Genomic DNA, 19,354 nt, shown 5'->3' on the forward strand with positions numbered 1-19,354 from the left:
ATATACAACCAAATATAAAAGGATAAAACAAATGGCAAAATTTAATAAAGGAAAATGGAGAGATATAAAAAAGGCTGAGTTTAGAAAAAGTCTAAAGAATAGTATGCTAGGCAAACATGATAAAATAGTAGATAAAATTTGCGATTGGCACTCTTCTATACTTGACGAAGTTTTGAGCACAAAAGATATTGACACAATAGAAAAAGCAGAAAAAGAATTAAAAAATATAAAATATGCAAAAGCTTTTTTTATCTTTAGTGGAGCTACTCTTTTTATTTTTGATTCGGTTAATAATATTGTTGAATATAAAAACCTACCAGTTGATACAACTGGTTCAAGTATAGATGATGGAAATAAAAATTTATATATTGATATTCCTAACAAAAACGATTTGCTATTTATTGCTAAATCTATAGGTGGAGATATTTTATCTTTAGTTAGTAGGCTTAAAATTTTAAAATTTTTAGACAAAATAGGAGATTATGCTATGGGTGTAAAAGATGCGATTGAAGAAGTCGCAGATATTAACCTTAATAGATTTGATATTAGCCAAATCTTTTTAGAAAACCATAGAATAACGATAGATTATAAAGACATAAACTCAAACACAACTCAAGAAAGAAAGTATATACTTTATAAAGCTAATCCTATTTTTGATAAAGCTTTAGGCAGTGCTTGGGATAAAATAAGTGCAGATATGCGAACTCTTGATAGAGTTATATTTACTAGAGATGAGGCACCTGTTGAACTTATATATCATAAAAAATATAAAAATAAAGATGATGGCGAACTTAATACTTTTGAATTCAGACAAGGTCGCGATGAAAGTAAAATAATTTCAGTATTAAAAAGAATAAGCTATATAAATGATAAAAATGGAGATATAGTTCATATAGCAAAAGACGGCACACCTCAAAAATTAATAGTTAATTATTATGCAAATTACGGTGCAGGCGCAAGCAATATATACGATGACTTAAGAATTGATCCGATATCTGATAAATTAAAGGCTATAAAATACTCCGCTAAATACTGCCTAAAAGAACTTAAAGGATATGCTTTATATGGTGGATTTTCTAGTGTTAGTGAATATGACGACCTGAATATATATTCCAACAAACATAAAGATAGTAGATTAGAGTTTTTTAAAGCTGTTATAAGGGATAAAATAGCTGAAATTTCACATACAAAAAAAGACAAAAGATATAATACTTATACTGATACAAAAACGAATACTTTCTTATGGAATACAAATGGAACTTTTGCACCAGCTAAAAAGATAGTATTTGTAGATGGTAAATATTCTAGCAGTGCTTCTGGTAAATATGATATATTTGGATACTCAAACCCAGATACTATAAATTTAACAGAATATGCCGGTGATGTCTATGCCGAACTGGGTCTAGGCTCAGACACCATAACCACAGGCAGTGGCAATGACACAATATACACCAATGCAGATATTGATGATAGGTTTGACAATGAAGATAAAAACACTATTAACACAGTAAATTCAGGTGCAGGTGATGATACAATATATGGCTCTAAAGGAATAGATAAGGTAAATGCCGGTGATGGTGATGACACTATTTATGGCAAAGATGGTGATGATATTTTAAATGGTGGCGATGGTGATGATATCATATATGGTGGTGCGGGAATTGATACCATAGATGGCGGCAAAGGAAACGATACTATATACGCAGAAGATAGTGTAAATATAGATAATGCCCAAACAAATAAAGAGCAGCATATTCTAATTGGCGGAAAAGGCAGGGATACTATACACGGAAGTAATGGTGCTGATAAAGTATATGGTGATACAGAATATGATATTTCTACTGGCGGTAACTCTTTGCTTTTAAATTCTAACGGTGATACTATTTATACTTATGGTGGAGATGATCATATATATGGTGGTGGTGATAATGACACCATATATGCAGGAAGTGGAAGCGATATCATTTACGGTGGAGATGGAGATGATACCATATATGCAGCAGATGATAATTCTTCATATACTCAAACAGATACCTCTGATGACAACAACACAATTTATGGTGAGGGCGGTGATGATATTATTCACGGCGGTGCAGGAAATGACACTATAGATGGTGGTGAAGGTAATGACACGATATATGCTTATGATGGCGATAATGAAATAATAGATATGAGTGGTAATAATATTATAAACTCAGGCAAAGGCAAAGATAGAATAACAACTGGGGATGGTAATGATACCATAAATTCCGGAGCAGGCAACGACACCATAACCTCAGGTGGCGGCAATGATATAATATACACTAATCATGGCAAAGACGATGATGCTGATACTATAAAAGATAGTGGCGGGTATGATGAATATCATGTTGGTAATGGCGATACTATAGAAGATAGTGATGGTAGCGGAAGAGTATGGTTCAATCACTCTTACTCATTAAGTGGTGGGGTTGAAACCAAGCCTAATAGCAATGTATTTAAAGGTGGTGGATATACATACACCCTAAATGGCTCAACTCTAAAAGTTGTTGATGACAGTAATGGCGATAGTATAATTATAAATAATTATAACCCACATAAAGCATCTCTTAATATTCATTTAACAAACAAAGTAAAAGTTATAGTGGAAGATGCACAAGCCAAAGAAGCAGATGAGAAAAAAGTAATAAAAGTAAGAGTAGAGGGAAATATATTTAAATGTAATTACTTAGATCTTAAAGCCTACACCGGAAGTGGATATATATTTACTCATAAAACTTTAAAATTTAGAAATGATAAACTAGAAGATAGTTACACATATCATTGGAAAGATGATTTTTATACTGATAAATATCACGGAGACCCTGATGGAAAAGATATTATAAACTTATCTCCATTTAATTCTGATAGTAAAGGTGTAGTAGTTGATAGCGTAGATAGTGGAAAGCTTACTATAAATGATGATGATACCCCTGTTAAATTAATATTAGATGCTAATAATACTACTGAAGGTGCTGAAAGCATTTGGGGAGTTATAACTACAAGCAGACCTTTAAGATATGGTGAATATATATTTTACAAGTGGTGGTACAGGACACTATCTAACTAGTTCAAATAATAAAACAGAAGTAAAACTATCATCTTGGGATGATGATGAGATAGTAGAAGATGATAGCAAGTTTAAAGTTAGAATAACTAATTGGAGTTCTAATACCACAGTTCTTGGTTCAAATGAAAAAAGACTTACCATCTATGATGATGACAATGACAAAGATCCTGAAGATGAAGTATCGCCTATTATCATAGATATGAATAAAAACTCCATTACTTCATCTGCTATTGATAGCTTAACACACTTTGATCATAACAATGACTCTTTAAGAGAAAAAACTGCTTGGATAGATAGTGGTGATAGTTTCTTAGCTCTTGATAAAAATAATAATGGTTTAATAGACAATGGCGCAGAGTTATTTGGAAATCATACTATAACAGATACAAGTTATCCATATATACCAAGTGGTAGAACAAATGGATTTGAAGCACTAAAACTATATGATGATAATGGTGATGGCATTATAAATATGCAAGATAAGGTATTTGATAAACTGCTTCTTTGGAATGATATAAATAAAGATGGTTTAAGTCAAAGCGATGAGTTATCATATCTAAAAAATAGTAATATAGCTGCCATATCATTAGATTATAAAAACACTAACACTATAGAAAATGGTAACACTATAAAACAAAGCTCAAAAGTTTTCTTTAAAGATGGCACAACTACAATAGCTAATGATGTATGGTTTAAAGTAGATCCATCTAAAGTTGTAGAAAAAGATATAACCTTTAGCGATGAGATAAACTCCTTGCCACAAATAGAAGCTAGAGGTGGATTTAGCTCTTTAAGAAAGGCTAGTTCTAATAATGAAAATTTACTAAATTTAATTAAAAAATATGAAACTTCAAATACTCTAACTCCTGATAAAAAAAAGCTCTTAGCTTATGATATAGTTTATGAGTGGGCAGGAGTATCAAGTGTAGATAAAGATGAAATAAAAAGCTACTCTTTAACACAAAGAGATTTCTTAATATATGAAAAACTTACAAATAGACCTTTTAGACAAGGTGGATATGAAACTACACCTAGACCTAATGCTTCGGCTATGATACAAGCTAGAGTTACAAAATTTAAAAACTATGTATATGCTAAATTAGAGCTTGGTACAGTATATAAAGATATGGGTTTAGATCTTGAGTGGATGTATTTAAACATTGGTGAAGATAACGAACCTAGATATAACTTTGATCCACTAAAAGATAAAGTATTAGAATTATATAAAAATAAAAACTATGAAGAGATAAAGCATCTTGTTGGTTTAGTAAGACTTGCTGGTTCATACAAACCAAAACTCATAAACGATTTAAATAATTCTCTTAGAGTTATATCTCTTGGAGATAACTATCTATCTTCATTAATACTTAGTTCATACATAAAAGGATCTGATCTAAACGACACACTTCAAGGTGATTCTAGTAATAATATTTTACACGGTATGAAAGGTGATGATACACTATACGGCGAGGATGGTGATGATGTATATGAGTTTGAAAAAGAGTTTGGAAGTGATATTATACACGATACAAGTGGAAATGATACTATACAATTTATAGATAAAGACATTAAATTTAGTGATACTATATTTCAAAAAGAACTTTCTAATCTTATAATAACTTATGGCAATGATAAGATAGTAGTTAAAAACTACTTTGATGTTGATGGTGAGTTAGGAAATGGTGCTATAGAAAACATTATATTTAGTGATGGCACTAAGCTTACATCAAAAGATATGATAAAAATAAAAACCATAGCAACAAATGGTGATGATGGATATTACTTAACTAGTTCAAATGATGAATTTAACGCTCTTGGTGGTAATGATACCATATATGGTGGCGCAGGAAATGATATCATTTATGGTGATGATGGTAATGACTTTTTAAGTGGTGATAGTGGCGATGACACCCTAATAGGTGGAAGTGGTAATGACACTTTACAAGGTGGCATGGGAAATGATACTTATGTATTTGGTAGAGGCTTTGGAAATGATGTAATCTTAAACTTTAATCCAGATAATGAAACAGATACTATTAAATTTATTGATGGTATAAGTCAAGATGAACTTAACTTTAAAAGTATTGATGGAAATTTAGTTATAAGCTTTAAGGATAAAAATATAAAAGATACTATTACTATAAGCAACTTCTTTAAAGATAAAAACTATATGATAACAAATATAGAGTTTGATAAAAGCTATATGAGTTTAAGTGATATTATGAATAAAGTAATTCTTTCTACTGATGATAGCTCTAATAATATAAATGTAATTGATGATAATAGCTACATAATTGATGGTAAAGGTGGAGATGATATTATTACTGCAAGTAGTGGTAATGATACAATAATAGGTGGAAGTGGAAATGATACTTTAACAGGAGGACTTGGAAGTGATACATATAAATTTGATGATAACTTTGGAAATGATACGATAATAAATTATAACCCTACTTTAAAAGATATAGATACAATAGAATTTACTAGTAAAAATATAACTAAAGAGAGTTTAAATTTCTCTAAAGATAAAAACGATCTTCTTATAGTTAAAGATGAACTCAACTCTATAAGAGTAAAAGATTATTTCTTACTTAATTATAACAAAGAACCAGTAAATGCTATAAATACTATTAAATTTGCTAATAAAACTACTTTAAGTATAGAAGATATTGATAAACTCTTAATATCAAATAGTTCAGATAAAAATGATGAAATAAGTACTATTAGTAGTAAAAACTTTGCTATAAATGCTAAGGGTGGAGATGATGTAATAACTACTAATGGTGGGGATGATTATATAGATGGTGGAAATGGTAATGACATTATAAGTAGTGGAAGTGGAGATGACATACTAATAGGTGGCAAAGGTAATGATACTTTAAATGGTGGAAGTGGTAATGATACTTATATATTTGAAAGAGGATTTGGCAATGATACCATTATAAACTATAACCCAGATCTTTATACTGATACAGTAGAGTTTAAAGGTATTAATAAAGATGAATTAACTTTTAAGCAAATAGATTCTAACTTAGTTATTAGCTTTAAAGATGCCACTATAAAAGACTCTCTAACTATAAAAGATTTTTACAAACTTGACTATAAAAAAAAGAGCAGTTAATGCTATATCTTTAATCAAATTTAATAATGAAATTTTAAATTTAAAAGATATCAATGACCTTGCACTAAAAAGTATCTCTAATGATGGAGATAAGATAAGTGTTGTAACAAGTGATGATTATGTAGTTAATGGTGGAAATGGTAATGACACTATTACTACAAATAGTGGAAATGATATTATAAATGGCGGCAGGGGCAATGACATTTTAAATGGTGGAAGTGGTAATGATACTTATGTATTTGAAAGAGGATTTGGCAATGATACCATTATAAATTACAATCCTAACTTAGATAGCACAGATACTATTAAATTTATAGATGGCATTACTTTAAATGATTTAACTTTTTCACAAGATGGCAATAACTTATATATAACTATGGATGATGAAAACTCTGTCACAGTTAAAGACTTTTTTAATGGATAAGCTATTAAAAAAATAGAATTTAGTGATGGTAAAACTTTAAATTTAAAAGATATTTTAGATCTATCTTTAAATGGCGCAAATGATAATAATGATACATTAAAAGTCATCACAAATGATAATTTTATAGTAAATGCTAAAGGTGGTGATGATAAGATAACACTAAATGGTGGAAATGACTATATAGATGCAGGAAGTGGCAATGATACAGTAAATGCAGGAAGTGGAAATGATATCATAATTGGTGGTAGTGGTAATGACTCTTTAAATGGTGGAAGTGGAAGCGATACTTATAAATTTGCTAGAGGCTTTGGTAAGGATTTAATCATAAACACTATAAATCAAGGAGAAATAGAAACTATTGAGTTTATAGATGATATAAAACTTAGTGAGCTTAAATTTAGTAAAAAGAATTTAGATTTAGTAGTAGGCTTTAAAGATGACACCATAACCGATAGTATTACTATAAAAGATTTTTATAAACCACCTTATAATAGTGGTATAAATAGAGTTAAATTTAGTGACTCTACTATTTTAAATTTAAAAGATATAAATGATTTAGTACTTAATTCTAATAGCAATGATTTAGCTGTTAATACAAACCACAACTATACTATAAACTCAAACATTAAAGATGTTACTATAACTACTCTTGGAGGAAATGATGATATAACAAGCACTGGCAATAGCTATATAGATAGTGGAGCTGGTGATGATAGTATTATTACAAAAGCTGGCAAAGACACTATCAAAGCAGGTAGTGGAAGAGATTATATAAATAGTGGTGATGGAGATGACTATATAGATGCTGGAAATGGTGATGATATACTAGTTGGTGGTAGTGGAAATGATACTTTAATAGGAGGACTTGGAAGCGATACTTATGAGTTTAGTGGTAACTTTGGAAATGATATTATCATTAATGAAGATGAAAAAAATACTACAGATAAAATTAAATTTAGTGATGACACTAAAGCAAGTGATCTTAAATTTTATCAAGATGATAATAAAAACTTAATCATATCTAAGGGCAAAAACTCCATTACCATAAAAGGCTTTTATAGTTTTAATAAAGATAATATGCCAAATAGCGTTATAGATCAAATCCAATTCAATGATGGAAGCTATCTTAATCTAAAAGAAATTAACGCCTTAGCTCTTTTATCAAGCGATGATAGCAATAATTACTTAAGCGTAGTTACAAATGATGGCTATGAAGTAAATGCTAAAGGTGGGGATGATTTTATATCTACTCTTGGAAGAGATGATAAAATCTTATCTGGTAGCGGTAGTGATAAGATATATAGTGGCGCAGGAAATGACTATATAGATGCAGGCGATGGAAACGACATAATAGATGCTGGAAGTGGAAATGATATCTTAATAGGTGGAAAAGGAGATGATACTTTAATAGGTGGTAGTGGTAGTGATACTTACATATTTGATAAAGAATTTGGAGATGATTTAATTATAGATGGAGATAAAGATGTAATTAAATTTAGTAGCTTTACAAAAAAAGATATATCATTTAAAGCAAATAAAGATGATTTAGTTATAAATACAAGTGATAATAGCTCTATTAGAGTAAAAAACTTCTATAAAAATACAACTATTGGTAAAATAGAGTTTAGTGATGGAAGCTTTATTAAAGCAAGTGAAATTTTAAATTTATCTTTATTAAAAGAAAGCCAGGGAGATGACATCATTCATATGTTAGGAGATGATGATTATACTATAAACTCTCTTGGTGGGGATGATGATATTATTACAAATTCTGGAAATGATTATATAGACGGTGGAAGTGGAAATGACAGTATAAAATCAGGTGCTGGAGATGACACTATAATTGGTGGTAGTGGCAATGACGTACTTAGTGGAGAAGCAGGAAATGATACTTATATATTCCACTCTAACTTTGGAAATGATACCATAATAAATAAAGATAGTTCAAATACAACAACAGATACCATCTGGTTTAAAGAACATAGTTTAAAAGATTTAGAGTTTATATATAAGGAAAGTAGTGGAAATTTAACTATAAAAGATAGCTCTAATAACTCTATTGTTATAAAAGACTTTAAAAATGATCCAATAGATAAATTTATTTTTAAAGATAATACAACTATATTTAAAGAAGATATCGCCAATATTGCTACAATCATAGGAAATGATGATAAGGTATTTGTAAATGGATATACAAATGCTGGCTTTGGCAATGACACTTATAAAATATCTTTAAGTAGTAATGGTGGAGTAATAAAGGATTTATTTACTCTATTTGGCACTAGTGTAGAAAGTGGAAATGATACAATTGAGTTTAGTGATGATGTTAAAAACATAAATTACTCTAAAGATAAAAACTCATTAATAATAAATGCAGATGGTGGCTTTAAGTTAACCATAAAAGACTATTTTACTAAAAACAGCTCCATAGAAAATGTTAAATTTAGTGATGGAAGAATATCTAGCTTTAAAGATGAGATAAATCCATTTTTATCTCCAATACTAGAAAAAACTAAATTTAGCTTAGATGAAGATAGCATACTAAAAGAGAACTTATCTATAAAAAGCCAATCTAATACGCCTCTTAAATTTGAAATATTGTCTAATCCAAACAATGCGTCATTAACTATTGATAAAAATGGGGCTTTAAGCTTTATACCAAATTCTAACTTTAATGGAAGCGATAGTGCGATTATAAAAATAACTGATGAGTTTGGATTTAGCACTACAAAAGAGCTAAGCTTTGATATAAATCCTATAAATGACGCTCCTGTATTTGATTCTACGAGAACAAACTATACTTTACAAGATATAAGAGAAATCAGTGGTGTTTTAAAAGCAAGTGATATAGATAGTAGCACTCTAACCTACAAAGTAGTTTCTAATCCAACAAATGGAAGCATGATTCTTAATAAAGACGGAGCTTTTACATACAAGCCAAATGCTTTTTATATAGGAGAAGATAAGGTCATAGTAGAAGTAAGCGATGGAGAGTTATCTAGTGTAAAAGAGTTAATCTTTAACTCAGTAATCTCAGCTCCAATAATTGATTCTACTAAATTTAAATTTAATGAAGACACAGTTTTTAACAACTCTTTAAAAATCATAAATCCAAGTAATTCAAAGCTAACCTATGAGCTAGTAGGAGATGGATTAAATAGTTCAGTCTTTTTAAAAGATGATGGAAACTTTATGATAACTCCAAATTTAAACTATAATGGAGAAGATTTTATAACTATAAAAGTAACTAATGAGTATGGATTAAGCGATATAAAAACTATTGCTTTAAATATACTTCCTGTAAATGATGCTCCATCAATCACAAATAAAGATGAAAGTAACTTTATCTTAGAAGATGTAAGATATCAAACAGGTCAAATCATAGCAAGTGATGTTGATAATGATAAGTTGTCTTATAGGGTAGTAAAGCATCCTAGTAATGGAAAATTAAATTTAGATAATAATACTGGAAAGTGGAGTTATGAACTTATTAGTAAAGAATCAAGTAGTGCTATAATTGAAGTTAGTGATTTACATGGTGCAAAAGACACTATAACTTTAAATTTTAGCTCCAAAATTTCAGCTCCAACAATCATTACCGATACTTTTAAATTTGATGAAGATACTACTTTAAGTGGAAATCTATCTTATGTTAATAATATAGGTGGAGATGTTAAATTTGAATTAATTAATAATCCTAAAAACTCTAAAATAACCCTAGATAATTCTGGTAAATACACTATAACACCAAATGCAAACTTTAACGGAAATGACAGTATAAAAGTAAAAGTTACTAATGAGTTTGGACTTAGCTTTGAAAAATTTATAAATATAAACATAAATCCTATAAATGATGCTCCAGAGTTTAAAGAAAGCATTTCTAGTTATGAATTAACTAATACAGATAAAGTTACAGCAAATTTAGAAGCGTTTGATATAGACTCTAATGATTTAATTTATAAAGTTGTATCTAATCCAACAAATGGCTTTATTACAATCGATAAGAGTGGAAATTTCACCTATACTTCAAATAAAGGCTATAAAGGAAATGATAGTGTTATAGTAGAAGTAAGTGATGGAGAATTATCTACTACAAAAGAGCTTAAGTTTAATATGAATGGCTATGAGTATAATAGTGGTAATTTAGAAATACCATCAAATGACTTAATAGACACAACTCTTAAACTGCCAAATTTAAATGTTGAAGATATTAAATTTAATAGATCAAATAATGATTTAATTTTAACACAAAATAGTGGAAATATAACTATAAAAGATTATTTTACAAAAGGTGCAAAAACAATCGATACTTTAATCTTTAAAAACAATCAAACTATAAATATAGACAATACTAAATTAGTTTTACCAAACAAAAAGTCTTGGCAGATAAAACCTAGTGCAAATTTAAATAACTCTGGAATAATATTTAGTGATTTAGAAAACTCAATCTTAAATGGTAGCAACAAAGATGACATTATAATATCAACAGGAGATAAGTCTAAAATACACGCAAAAGATGGAAATGATACTATTATTTTAAATGGTAATAAAAATGAAGTCTATGGTAGTTCTAAAAATGATACTCTTATTTCTAATGGTAAAAATAACTTTTTAAAAGGTGAAAACGCAGATGATACCTACATCATAGGAAAAAATGCAAATAATACCATCATAAGAGATAAAGAGTATGTAAATTTAATAGATGGAGGAAATGATACTTTAATACTAAATGATATAGATAAAAGTAGTGTAGAGTTTAAACTAGGTGGAAGCTTTAATAAAGATCTAATTATTAATTATTCAAATAGCAATAGTAAAGACATTAAAACCCTAACTATTCAAAACCAAACTAATAAATACTCTGCTATAGAAAATATTAATCTAGATGGCACAATGCTTGGTACTGAAACGATTAATAAAATCATACAAGATTTAAACTCATATAGCAATGATAGTGTAATAAACCTAAATAGTCCTAATGATATGAAAAACAATCCTGATATTATGCAACTATATACTAATGGGTGGAATTAGTTAAAATATAACCATACTAGCTAGATGCTGGTGTGGTTATATAGATAAAATCAGTAAGTACTCATAAAAAAGCATAAACCAAACTACGCAAATCTTTAACTGATAAATTAAATCTTTAAACATAAATTTAGCAAAACACAAATTTAAACAATATCATAAACTCTATAGAGTTTAAATATTATAAATCTACATAACTATAAATTTTAAATAAATCTATAATTTTAATAATCTAACTAAATTTTAAGTATAGTAAAAGTATAATTTTGAAATCAGTTATTAAAAAGGCAAATCTATGAAAGCTATAAAAATCATCTTTGTTTTATTTTTAACTATAACTATCTTTTGTATTTTATTTATAAGAATCGTGCCTGATTATTCAAATAAATATGGCTTTGAAATAGTATCTATTAATGACTATAAAAAATATAAACAGGGATATTGTTTAAAAGAAGATAGGATTTTAAGTAAAGATGAGCTTTATAAAAGAGCTACAATGGATTATTTTAATAAAGATGAAATTATAAAAATAAGAATTCAAAAAGGATATTGCGAAAGGGTTGACAGCATATATGGATTTTGTGATGATAAAAATATAGAAAAAATTGGATTTTACAAAATTGAAGGATTTACAAAAGACAATATAGTTGATATATTTAAACAACAATATGAAAAATTTATACATCAAAAGAATTCTTTTAACAATAATTATTTCTATTTTTTTTCAGAAGCCTTTAATACAAAAAAATTGGAAATAAACAAGTTGGAATTAGATATTGACTTACAAAAAAATACAGCAGGACCAAATATTTACATGTTGCTATTTGATGGTTCTTCATATTATATTTATATCAATAAAATCGAATCGTTCTATTTTTATGAAAATGGAGATTTTATAAATATATCGGCTAATCCACTAATAGGACCTATATATGGGATTAATGACAGTAATGGTGACACATTTTCAAGTAAGTTTGAAAAATACTTCAAGGAGTTTAAGAATAAGAAATATTTTAATAAATTGTACGAATATGATTACACTGTTGATAATTGTGGCTTTACCAATATAGATATAAATAAAAGGGTAAAAGTTGGTATTAATGCGTCACTCAAAGGTGGCTAAAAGCCTAGTAAATTTTAAGAATTAATTTAACACAAAGGATTTAAAATGATAGAGAAAAAAGTTTTAGAAGATATTGTAAATGAGTATCTTTGGGGTCAAAGTAAAGCACCTAGTAGTAGTGAGTTAGCAGATAATAAATTTACAGACAGAGATAAAAATATTACCCTTAAAATTTTAAACCAATAAATTTTTAAATAAATCTATAAATTTAATAAAGATTTAACTAAATTTTAAGTATAACAAAAGCATAATTTTTAAATCAATTATTTAGAAAGGATAGTTATGAAAATTTTAAAGATAACTTCAATACTACTTTTACTCATAATTATCTTTTGCATTTTATTTATAAGAATTGTGCCTGATTATTCAAACAAATATGGCTTTGAAATAGTATCTATTAATGACTATAAAAAATATAAACAGGGATATTGTTTAAAAGAAGATAGGATTTTAAGTAAAGATGAGCTTTATAAAAGAGCTATTTTGAATTATTTAAAAAGCGATTTAGTCATAAAGAAAAAATCAGAGCAAGTCTATTGTCAAAAATTAAGTTGGGTAACGCCAGGTGCTTGTAAAGATAGCAACATAGAAAAAATTGGTTATTATTCTATGGATGGCTATAGCAATGATAATATATTTGAGAAATTTAGCAAATACTATAATAATAACAACTATTCTAAACCATATGATGATAAGAGATACTTTTTTTTAAATATATTTAATGCCAAACTATACCAAATTTCAGATAATGATATTGTGATTGATTCAAAGAGTAATACTGCTGGATTTAAAACTCCAAAATTATTTTATATTGGAAATTTTGATTATAGATTATATTTAAACGAATCATTTGTATTTTTTAATGATGGAAGTTTTGGAAGCAAGTATATTTATTTATCAAATACAATGTTAAATAATAATTTATATTCTAAATTTAAAAAAGAGATAGAAGACTTTAATTTTTATAAGGGTAATAAAAACACTAAAGGTCATTTATGGCTGATAGATAATTGTGGGAAAAGCAATATTGAGATAAAGATTGATGATACTGTTAAGCGTATAGTAGATATAATGGTTAATGGTGGCTAAAAGCCTAGCAAATTTAAAACATCAAATTCAACACAAAGGATTTAAAATGATAGAGAAAAAAGTTTTAGAAGATATTATAAATGAGTATCTTTGGGGTCAAAATAAAACACCTAGTAGTAGTGAGTTGCCAGATAATAAATGGATAAGAGATAAAAATTCTAAAAATATAACTATTAATATTGATACTTCATCATTAATTAATAGTGCTAAGAATTTAGTAAATTTAAAAGATTTTGCAATATTTAAAACATTTTTTAGTGGAAAAACAAGAGATGGAAATATGCTAAATCCTACAATACTTAGTTCTGATGTAGAAATAGATAAAAACGGAAATTATATACTTACTCAAAATCAGTTTGCAGATTTGTTTTATGATGGCTATGAAGATATTAATAGTGCTAAAAACCCTCTAAGAAGCATAACCTTTTATAATCGTGGTTTAGATGACCCTGACTTTGCAAGAAGGGCTTTTATATTTGGTAGCACTACTTTAGGAATTGATACAGATAATATAAGATATGTCCTAGATAAAAATTTAAATCCTATAGAAGTTAGAAACGCTAGAATAAAGCTAAATCCTAAGCAAGATGATAGGATTGGTGATAACTTTGATTTTTTCAGTAATGATGGCATAGCAAGTCTAGTAAACCCAACTTTAGCAAATATCATAGACCCTTCAAGGATAGGTAGAACTGTTAATATGAAATTTGATATTGAAGATATTAAGGCAGATACTGTAAATTTTGGAACTGTGTCTAAAGCTAGATATGATTCTATGTTTGATTATGATAACATAGCAAAAGAGATACTAGGTGAGTCTTTTTTAGATTATTTAAACCCAACACTTACAATAATTAAAGCATCTGCACTTTCGGCATACTTAGTAAAAATCACAATTTCTGCGGTTAAAAATATCTATAAAGAATTTAAAAACAACATAGTAAATTTAGATTCTATTAAATACATTGATGAAAATGGCAAATTTGTAATGTATGATGGCAGTGGTGATGGTAAGCTTAATGGAACTATTCTTGATGATGGTTTTGATTTAAGTAAAGATATAAAAGTTACTGATATTTTTTCTCAAAACTCAATATACAATATAGCTTCAGTAATTGTTGATGGAATTTTAGTAAATTATGCTTCTATTAAATTATCAAAAGAGACTATTATTTCTAATGTAATTAATGGAGTTGTTAGTGCATTTAGTTCAGGTGAGTTTGATGGTGGCAATATAAATCCCCATAAAGATAAACTTAAAAACGGAATAACCTACATAGGTGGAAAAGGCTCAGATACAATTATAGGCACTGAATTTGATGATATTTTATATTCAAACGATAAATCATTAAAAGATGACAACTCACCAGATATCCTAAAAGGTGGAGATGGTTATGACACCTACTACGCTAACGACAAAGACATTATAACAGATAGCGATGGAAAAGGAGAGGTTTATTTTAATAATACACAACTTATTGGAGGTATACTTGATAAAGATAAAAGCTCTAATTCTATAAAAGTTTATCTAAGCGAAGATAAAAATATAGAGTATCATCTAGATGAAAACAGCAAAGTCCTAAAAGTAATTGATAAAAATAACAATAATGCAGAACTTACTATAAATAACTTTAATAAAGAAGAAAAAAGCTTAAATATAAACCTAGCTGATAATCTTGGTAAAGAAGTAGCTATAGTAATAGATACAACTGGATCTATGTGGGATGATATAGAAACTACAAAATCTAAAGCTTTAACTATCGCTAAAAATATATTTAGAGAAAACAGCTCTAAAGATTTAGCACAATCAAACACTTTTTCTAAAATTTCAATTGTTACTTTTAGTGATAACAACATAAAAACCATAGGAACTTATTACAACTACAACTCTTTTCAATCAGGCATTAATAGTATAAATATTGAAAATGGTGGAACTGAGTATCATTGTGCTGCTATGATAGAGGGTATGAGTAACTTTACAAAAGATAATGGACTTGATAAACAGATATTTTTAATGACTGATGAGAGTGGAGATGATAATCATAGAATGGACGAAGTTATAGATATGGCAAATAACTTTGGCAAAGAGATGACAACTTTTACAAGAATGATGAGTAGTTTTACTAACTCTAGTAAAATTATTTATGACAATAGTGTAAAGATAAATGTCATATCTATAAATAGTAATCTTTCTCATCTAAAAAGACTATCAGATGAAACAGGTGGTCTATTTTTGCAACCAAATAGCTTAAATGAGCTAGAAGATGCTTTATTTGATGCAAGTAACTTAGGTACAAACAAATCAGAAACCATAATAGGAAATAATAAAAACAATATCATTGAAGGTAAAGGTGGAGATGATATTTTACAAGGCAAAGAAGGAAGTGATACTTATATCTTTAAAGATAAATTTGATAAAGATATCATAATAGAAACAAATAAAAATAATATTGATAAAAACAAAATTGATTTATCAAGCTTTAGTATAAAAGATGCTAAATTTAAAGTAGATAATAATGACTTAACTATAACTATCATTGATACAAAAAAAGATAGTTTTATAACTGCTTTAGATAAAATTTCTCATAATATTACTAAATTTCTAGATCTAAATTTCACTGAGTTTAAAAATATAAATATTAAAGATAGTATAAAAGGCTCTATTACTATAAAAGAGTTTTTCAATAAAGATGAATTTAAAATTTCTACTATTAAATTTAGTGATTACACAATAGATGAAACTACTTTAAATTCTTTATCAAAAAATAGAGTTGATAATATAGAAATTTTAAATAATAGTTTTATAAATCCATTTAAATCAAATCTAATAATATCTAATGAAGATATAGTTAAAGCTACATTAAAAGATGATATAGTAGTGGCTAATAAAGATAATCAAACCATCATCTCAAATTTAGGTAACGACACCCTAATTACCAATAAAAATAACAACACCCTAATAGGTGGAAATGGAGATGATACCTACATAATAGGAAAAAATGCAAATAATACCATCATAAGAGATAAAGAGTATGTAAATTTAATAGATGGAGGAAATGATACTTTAATACTAAATGATATAGATAAAAGTAGTGTAGAGTTTAAACTAGGTGGAAGCTTTAATAAAGATCTAATTATTAATTATTCAAATAGCAATAGTAAAGACATTAAAACCCTAACTATTCAAAACCAAACTAACAAATACTCTGCTATAGAAAATATTAATCTAGATGGCACAATGCTTGGTACTGAAACGATTAATAAAATCATACAAGATTTAAACTCATATGGCGATGATAAAGGATTAAGCTTAAATTTCAACAGTGAGTTTAAAAATAATGATATTATGCAGATATATAATGGTTAAAGTATAAAATATACATAAAGGGATATTATTTCCTTTAATGCTGGTTTAAGATAAGTTACAATAGCTTAATTTTAAAGTAACTACAACAAATTTCACTAATTGAAAACTAGTATCAAACTTATGATGAATTAAGTTTGGGTTTGGTAGAATGCTGTTATAAAAAAATAAAAGGTATGGTATGAAAAAAATAATTTTTAGCTTAATCATCATATTGATATCATGCATTTTATTTATAAGAATAGTTCCAGATTATTCATCGAAATTTGGCTATAAAATTGTCTCGCTAAATGATTATAAAAAATACAAACATGGGTATTGTTTAAAAGAAGATAGGGTTTTAGGTAAGGAAGAAATATTTAAAAGAGCCGTTAAAAACTATTTTCTTGTTATAAAAAAAGACGCCGAAAATCCAAAATACTGGAACGGTATGCAAGAAGAATATTACTATAGCTACCGTTGTAGTGATGGTGATTCTTGCTTTTTTTATAAATTTGATTTTACCAATTTGGATGATTACAACAAGCTTATGAAAACTATATATAAAATAAGCAAGACCGATTTTATTGAGCAATATGGCAAAAAGACAGACATAAAAAACGCAAAAATTTTTGATGAGAATGGAAATTTAAAAGTTTCAATAGGATTCAATAATAGGAAATATAATTATTTCTATCTGTATTTGCCAAAAAGTTTTGAAATATTATCTTGGGATGATATGAAAAAAAGCAATACGCTATTTGAAAATAATCCAACTAGAAAAATTCCAAGTATAACAAATGAATATAGTAGATATTATCTAAGACTTAAATATATATATACATACGACCTTATGCCTAATTTTATTAAGCATTATATTAAAAAAGATATATATTCAACAGAAAATGATATGCTTATAATAGAAAATATACCTGTAACAAAGTGTGGTGATATCAATATAAGAGATATCTATTTTCAAAGATTTGAACATACACCTTATAGTTTTGATGGAGTATAAATTTCAATACAAAGGATAAATTATGGCAACATTGGATTTAAGTAAAAGTGGTTATGGTTATACTTATAAATAAGCAAAAGCACCTAAGAGGCACTTATAAATATATTATAATCAACCTAATTACAAGGTAATTCATACAAAATTTAAAAGTTAAAATTAGATATGAAATTTATTATAGGCTAAGTTTAGATTTGATAGAATGCGGCTACATATAATTTAAGAAATATAAAATGAAAAGAATAATTCTTTTATTGCTCTCGCAGTTGTGTTTTTTATTGGCAAACAGCACTAAATATATTGAACCAATTAATAAAAATCCACCTAAAAATTTAAGCTATCTTATATCTTGGATCAAAAATATGGATATCAAAACTGATGATGTTTATAGCTCTGAGATAGCGCCATCTTTGCACTCTTACGCAAGTTTTGAAAATCTGTTAGAAGGCAAAAAAGTCTATCGGGACAATAACAAAACTTGGCAAAGAAAAAAGAGAGCACTTGGCATAGAGTTTGACTATTTTTGCGATAAATTTTATGATGATTTGCTAAATTTAGAAAATATTTTAGTTCATAAACCGGTTGTTAACCATACTTCATACGACAATGAAAGATTTCAAAAATATATGGGTAATTGCCTTTCAATGCTTCATTATGCACAACAAAATCAATTAATTGAAGATAGCCCCGATTCATATAGTTTATATGACAATATAAATATTGGATATGGCAGTCAAATTTTTATAATTGAGCATAAAAATAGCGATACTGTCGTTACCTATGAAAAAGATTATTGTGATAATTTTAAAGACAGAGCTAATTTATACTATGTTCCAACTAGATATAATGATGAATACTATGCTAACACTGATAATAGCTTGCAAGATTTATATTTTGGGATTATAAAGTATAAAAATGAGGACTATATTTTACAAATATCAAAGCCTGATATTGCTATGAAAAATTACGATGTGATATATGTAGAGATAAAAAACGATATTCCTGTTGGTTGGCGTTGGAATATGGGTGATGTTTGCAGTAGGACATATTTATTAAAAAAGAAATAAGAAAGGGCTAATTTAATAAAACATAAAAAGCCGTGCAAAAAGCACGACTTCAA

At 27.5% G+C, this 19,354-nt stretch carries 10 protein-coding genes and 1 pseudogene; all 11 read left to right on the plus strand.

What is annotated here, in order from left to right:
- Positions 1-31: 31 nt before the first annotated feature.
- Positions 32-3,088, plus strand: a complete 3,057-nt coding sequence (locus tag CURT_RS09540; RefSeq protein ID WP_115651845.1) for a calcium-binding protein — start codon at positions 32-34, stop codon at positions 3,086-3,088.
- On the plus strand, positions 3,039-6,209 hold the full coding sequence (locus CURT_RS09545) for a calcium-binding protein (RefSeq protein ID WP_115651844.1): 3,171 nt from the start codon (positions 3,039-3,041) through the stop codon (positions 6,207-6,209). The genes CURT_RS09540 and CURT_RS09545 overlap by 50 nt, the downstream gene beginning before the upstream one ends.
- Positions 6,184-6,633 carry a calcium-binding protein gene (locus tag CURT_RS06405; protein WP_026320365.1) on the plus strand — a complete coding sequence of 150 codons (450 nt, stop codon included), beginning with the start codon at positions 6,184-6,186 and terminating at the stop codon, positions 6,631-6,633. The genes CURT_RS09545 and CURT_RS06405 overlap by 26 nt, the downstream gene beginning before the upstream one ends.
- A gap of 123 nt (positions 6,634-6,756) precedes the next feature.
- Positions 6,757-7,533, plus strand: a pseudogene (locus CURT_RS09625) (calcium-binding protein); the annotation flags it as partial.
- Positions 7,534-7,710: 177 nt separating this feature from the next.
- A complete protein-coding gene (locus tag CURT_RS06420) occupies positions 7,711-11,667 on the plus strand; it encodes a tandem-95 repeat protein (protein ID WP_018713914.1) in 3,957 nt (1,318 codons plus the stop codon).
- A gap of 292 nt (positions 11,668-11,959) precedes the next feature.
- Positions 11,960-12,787: a hypothetical protein gene (locus tag CURT_RS06425; RefSeq protein WP_115651843.1), complete on the plus strand. Its 828-nt coding sequence runs from the start codon at positions 11,960-11,962 to the stop codon at positions 12,785-12,787.
- Positions 12,788-12,832: 45 nt separating this feature from the next.
- A complete protein-coding gene (locus tag CURT_RS06430; RefSeq protein WP_018713912.1) occupies positions 12,833-12,973 on the plus strand; it encodes a hypothetical protein in 141 nt (46 codons plus the stop codon).
- Between the two features lie 96 nt (positions 12,974-13,069).
- The gene (locus tag CURT_RS06435; RefSeq protein ID WP_018713911.1) at positions 13,070-13,876 is read left to right on the plus strand and encodes a hypothetical protein; all 807 of its coding nucleotides are present in this window, start codon (positions 13,070-13,072) and stop codon (positions 13,874-13,876) included.
- 46 nt (positions 13,877-13,922) lie between these two features.
- The gene (locus CURT_RS06440) at positions 13,923-17,243 is read left to right on the plus strand and encodes a VWA domain-containing protein (RefSeq protein WP_039750244.1); all 3,321 of its coding nucleotides are present in this window, start codon (positions 13,923-13,925) and stop codon (positions 17,241-17,243) included.
- Between the two features lie 178 nt (positions 17,244-17,421).
- Complete coding sequence (locus tag CURT_RS06445) at positions 17,422-18,237, plus strand: hypothetical protein (RefSeq protein ID WP_018713909.1); 816 nt, start codon at positions 17,422-17,424, stop codon at positions 18,235-18,237.
- A gap of 230 nt (positions 18,238-18,467) precedes the next feature.
- Positions 18,468-19,301: a hypothetical protein gene (locus CURT_RS06450; RefSeq protein WP_115651842.1), complete on the plus strand. Its 834-nt coding sequence runs from the start codon at positions 18,468-18,470 to the stop codon at positions 19,299-19,301.
- Positions 19,302-19,354: the final 53 nt, after the last annotated feature.

It is taken from the genome of Campylobacter ureolyticus (assembly GCF_013372225.1).
GTDB lineage: Bacteria > Campylobacterota > Campylobacteria > Campylobacterales > Campylobacteraceae > Campylobacter_B > Campylobacter_B ureolyticus.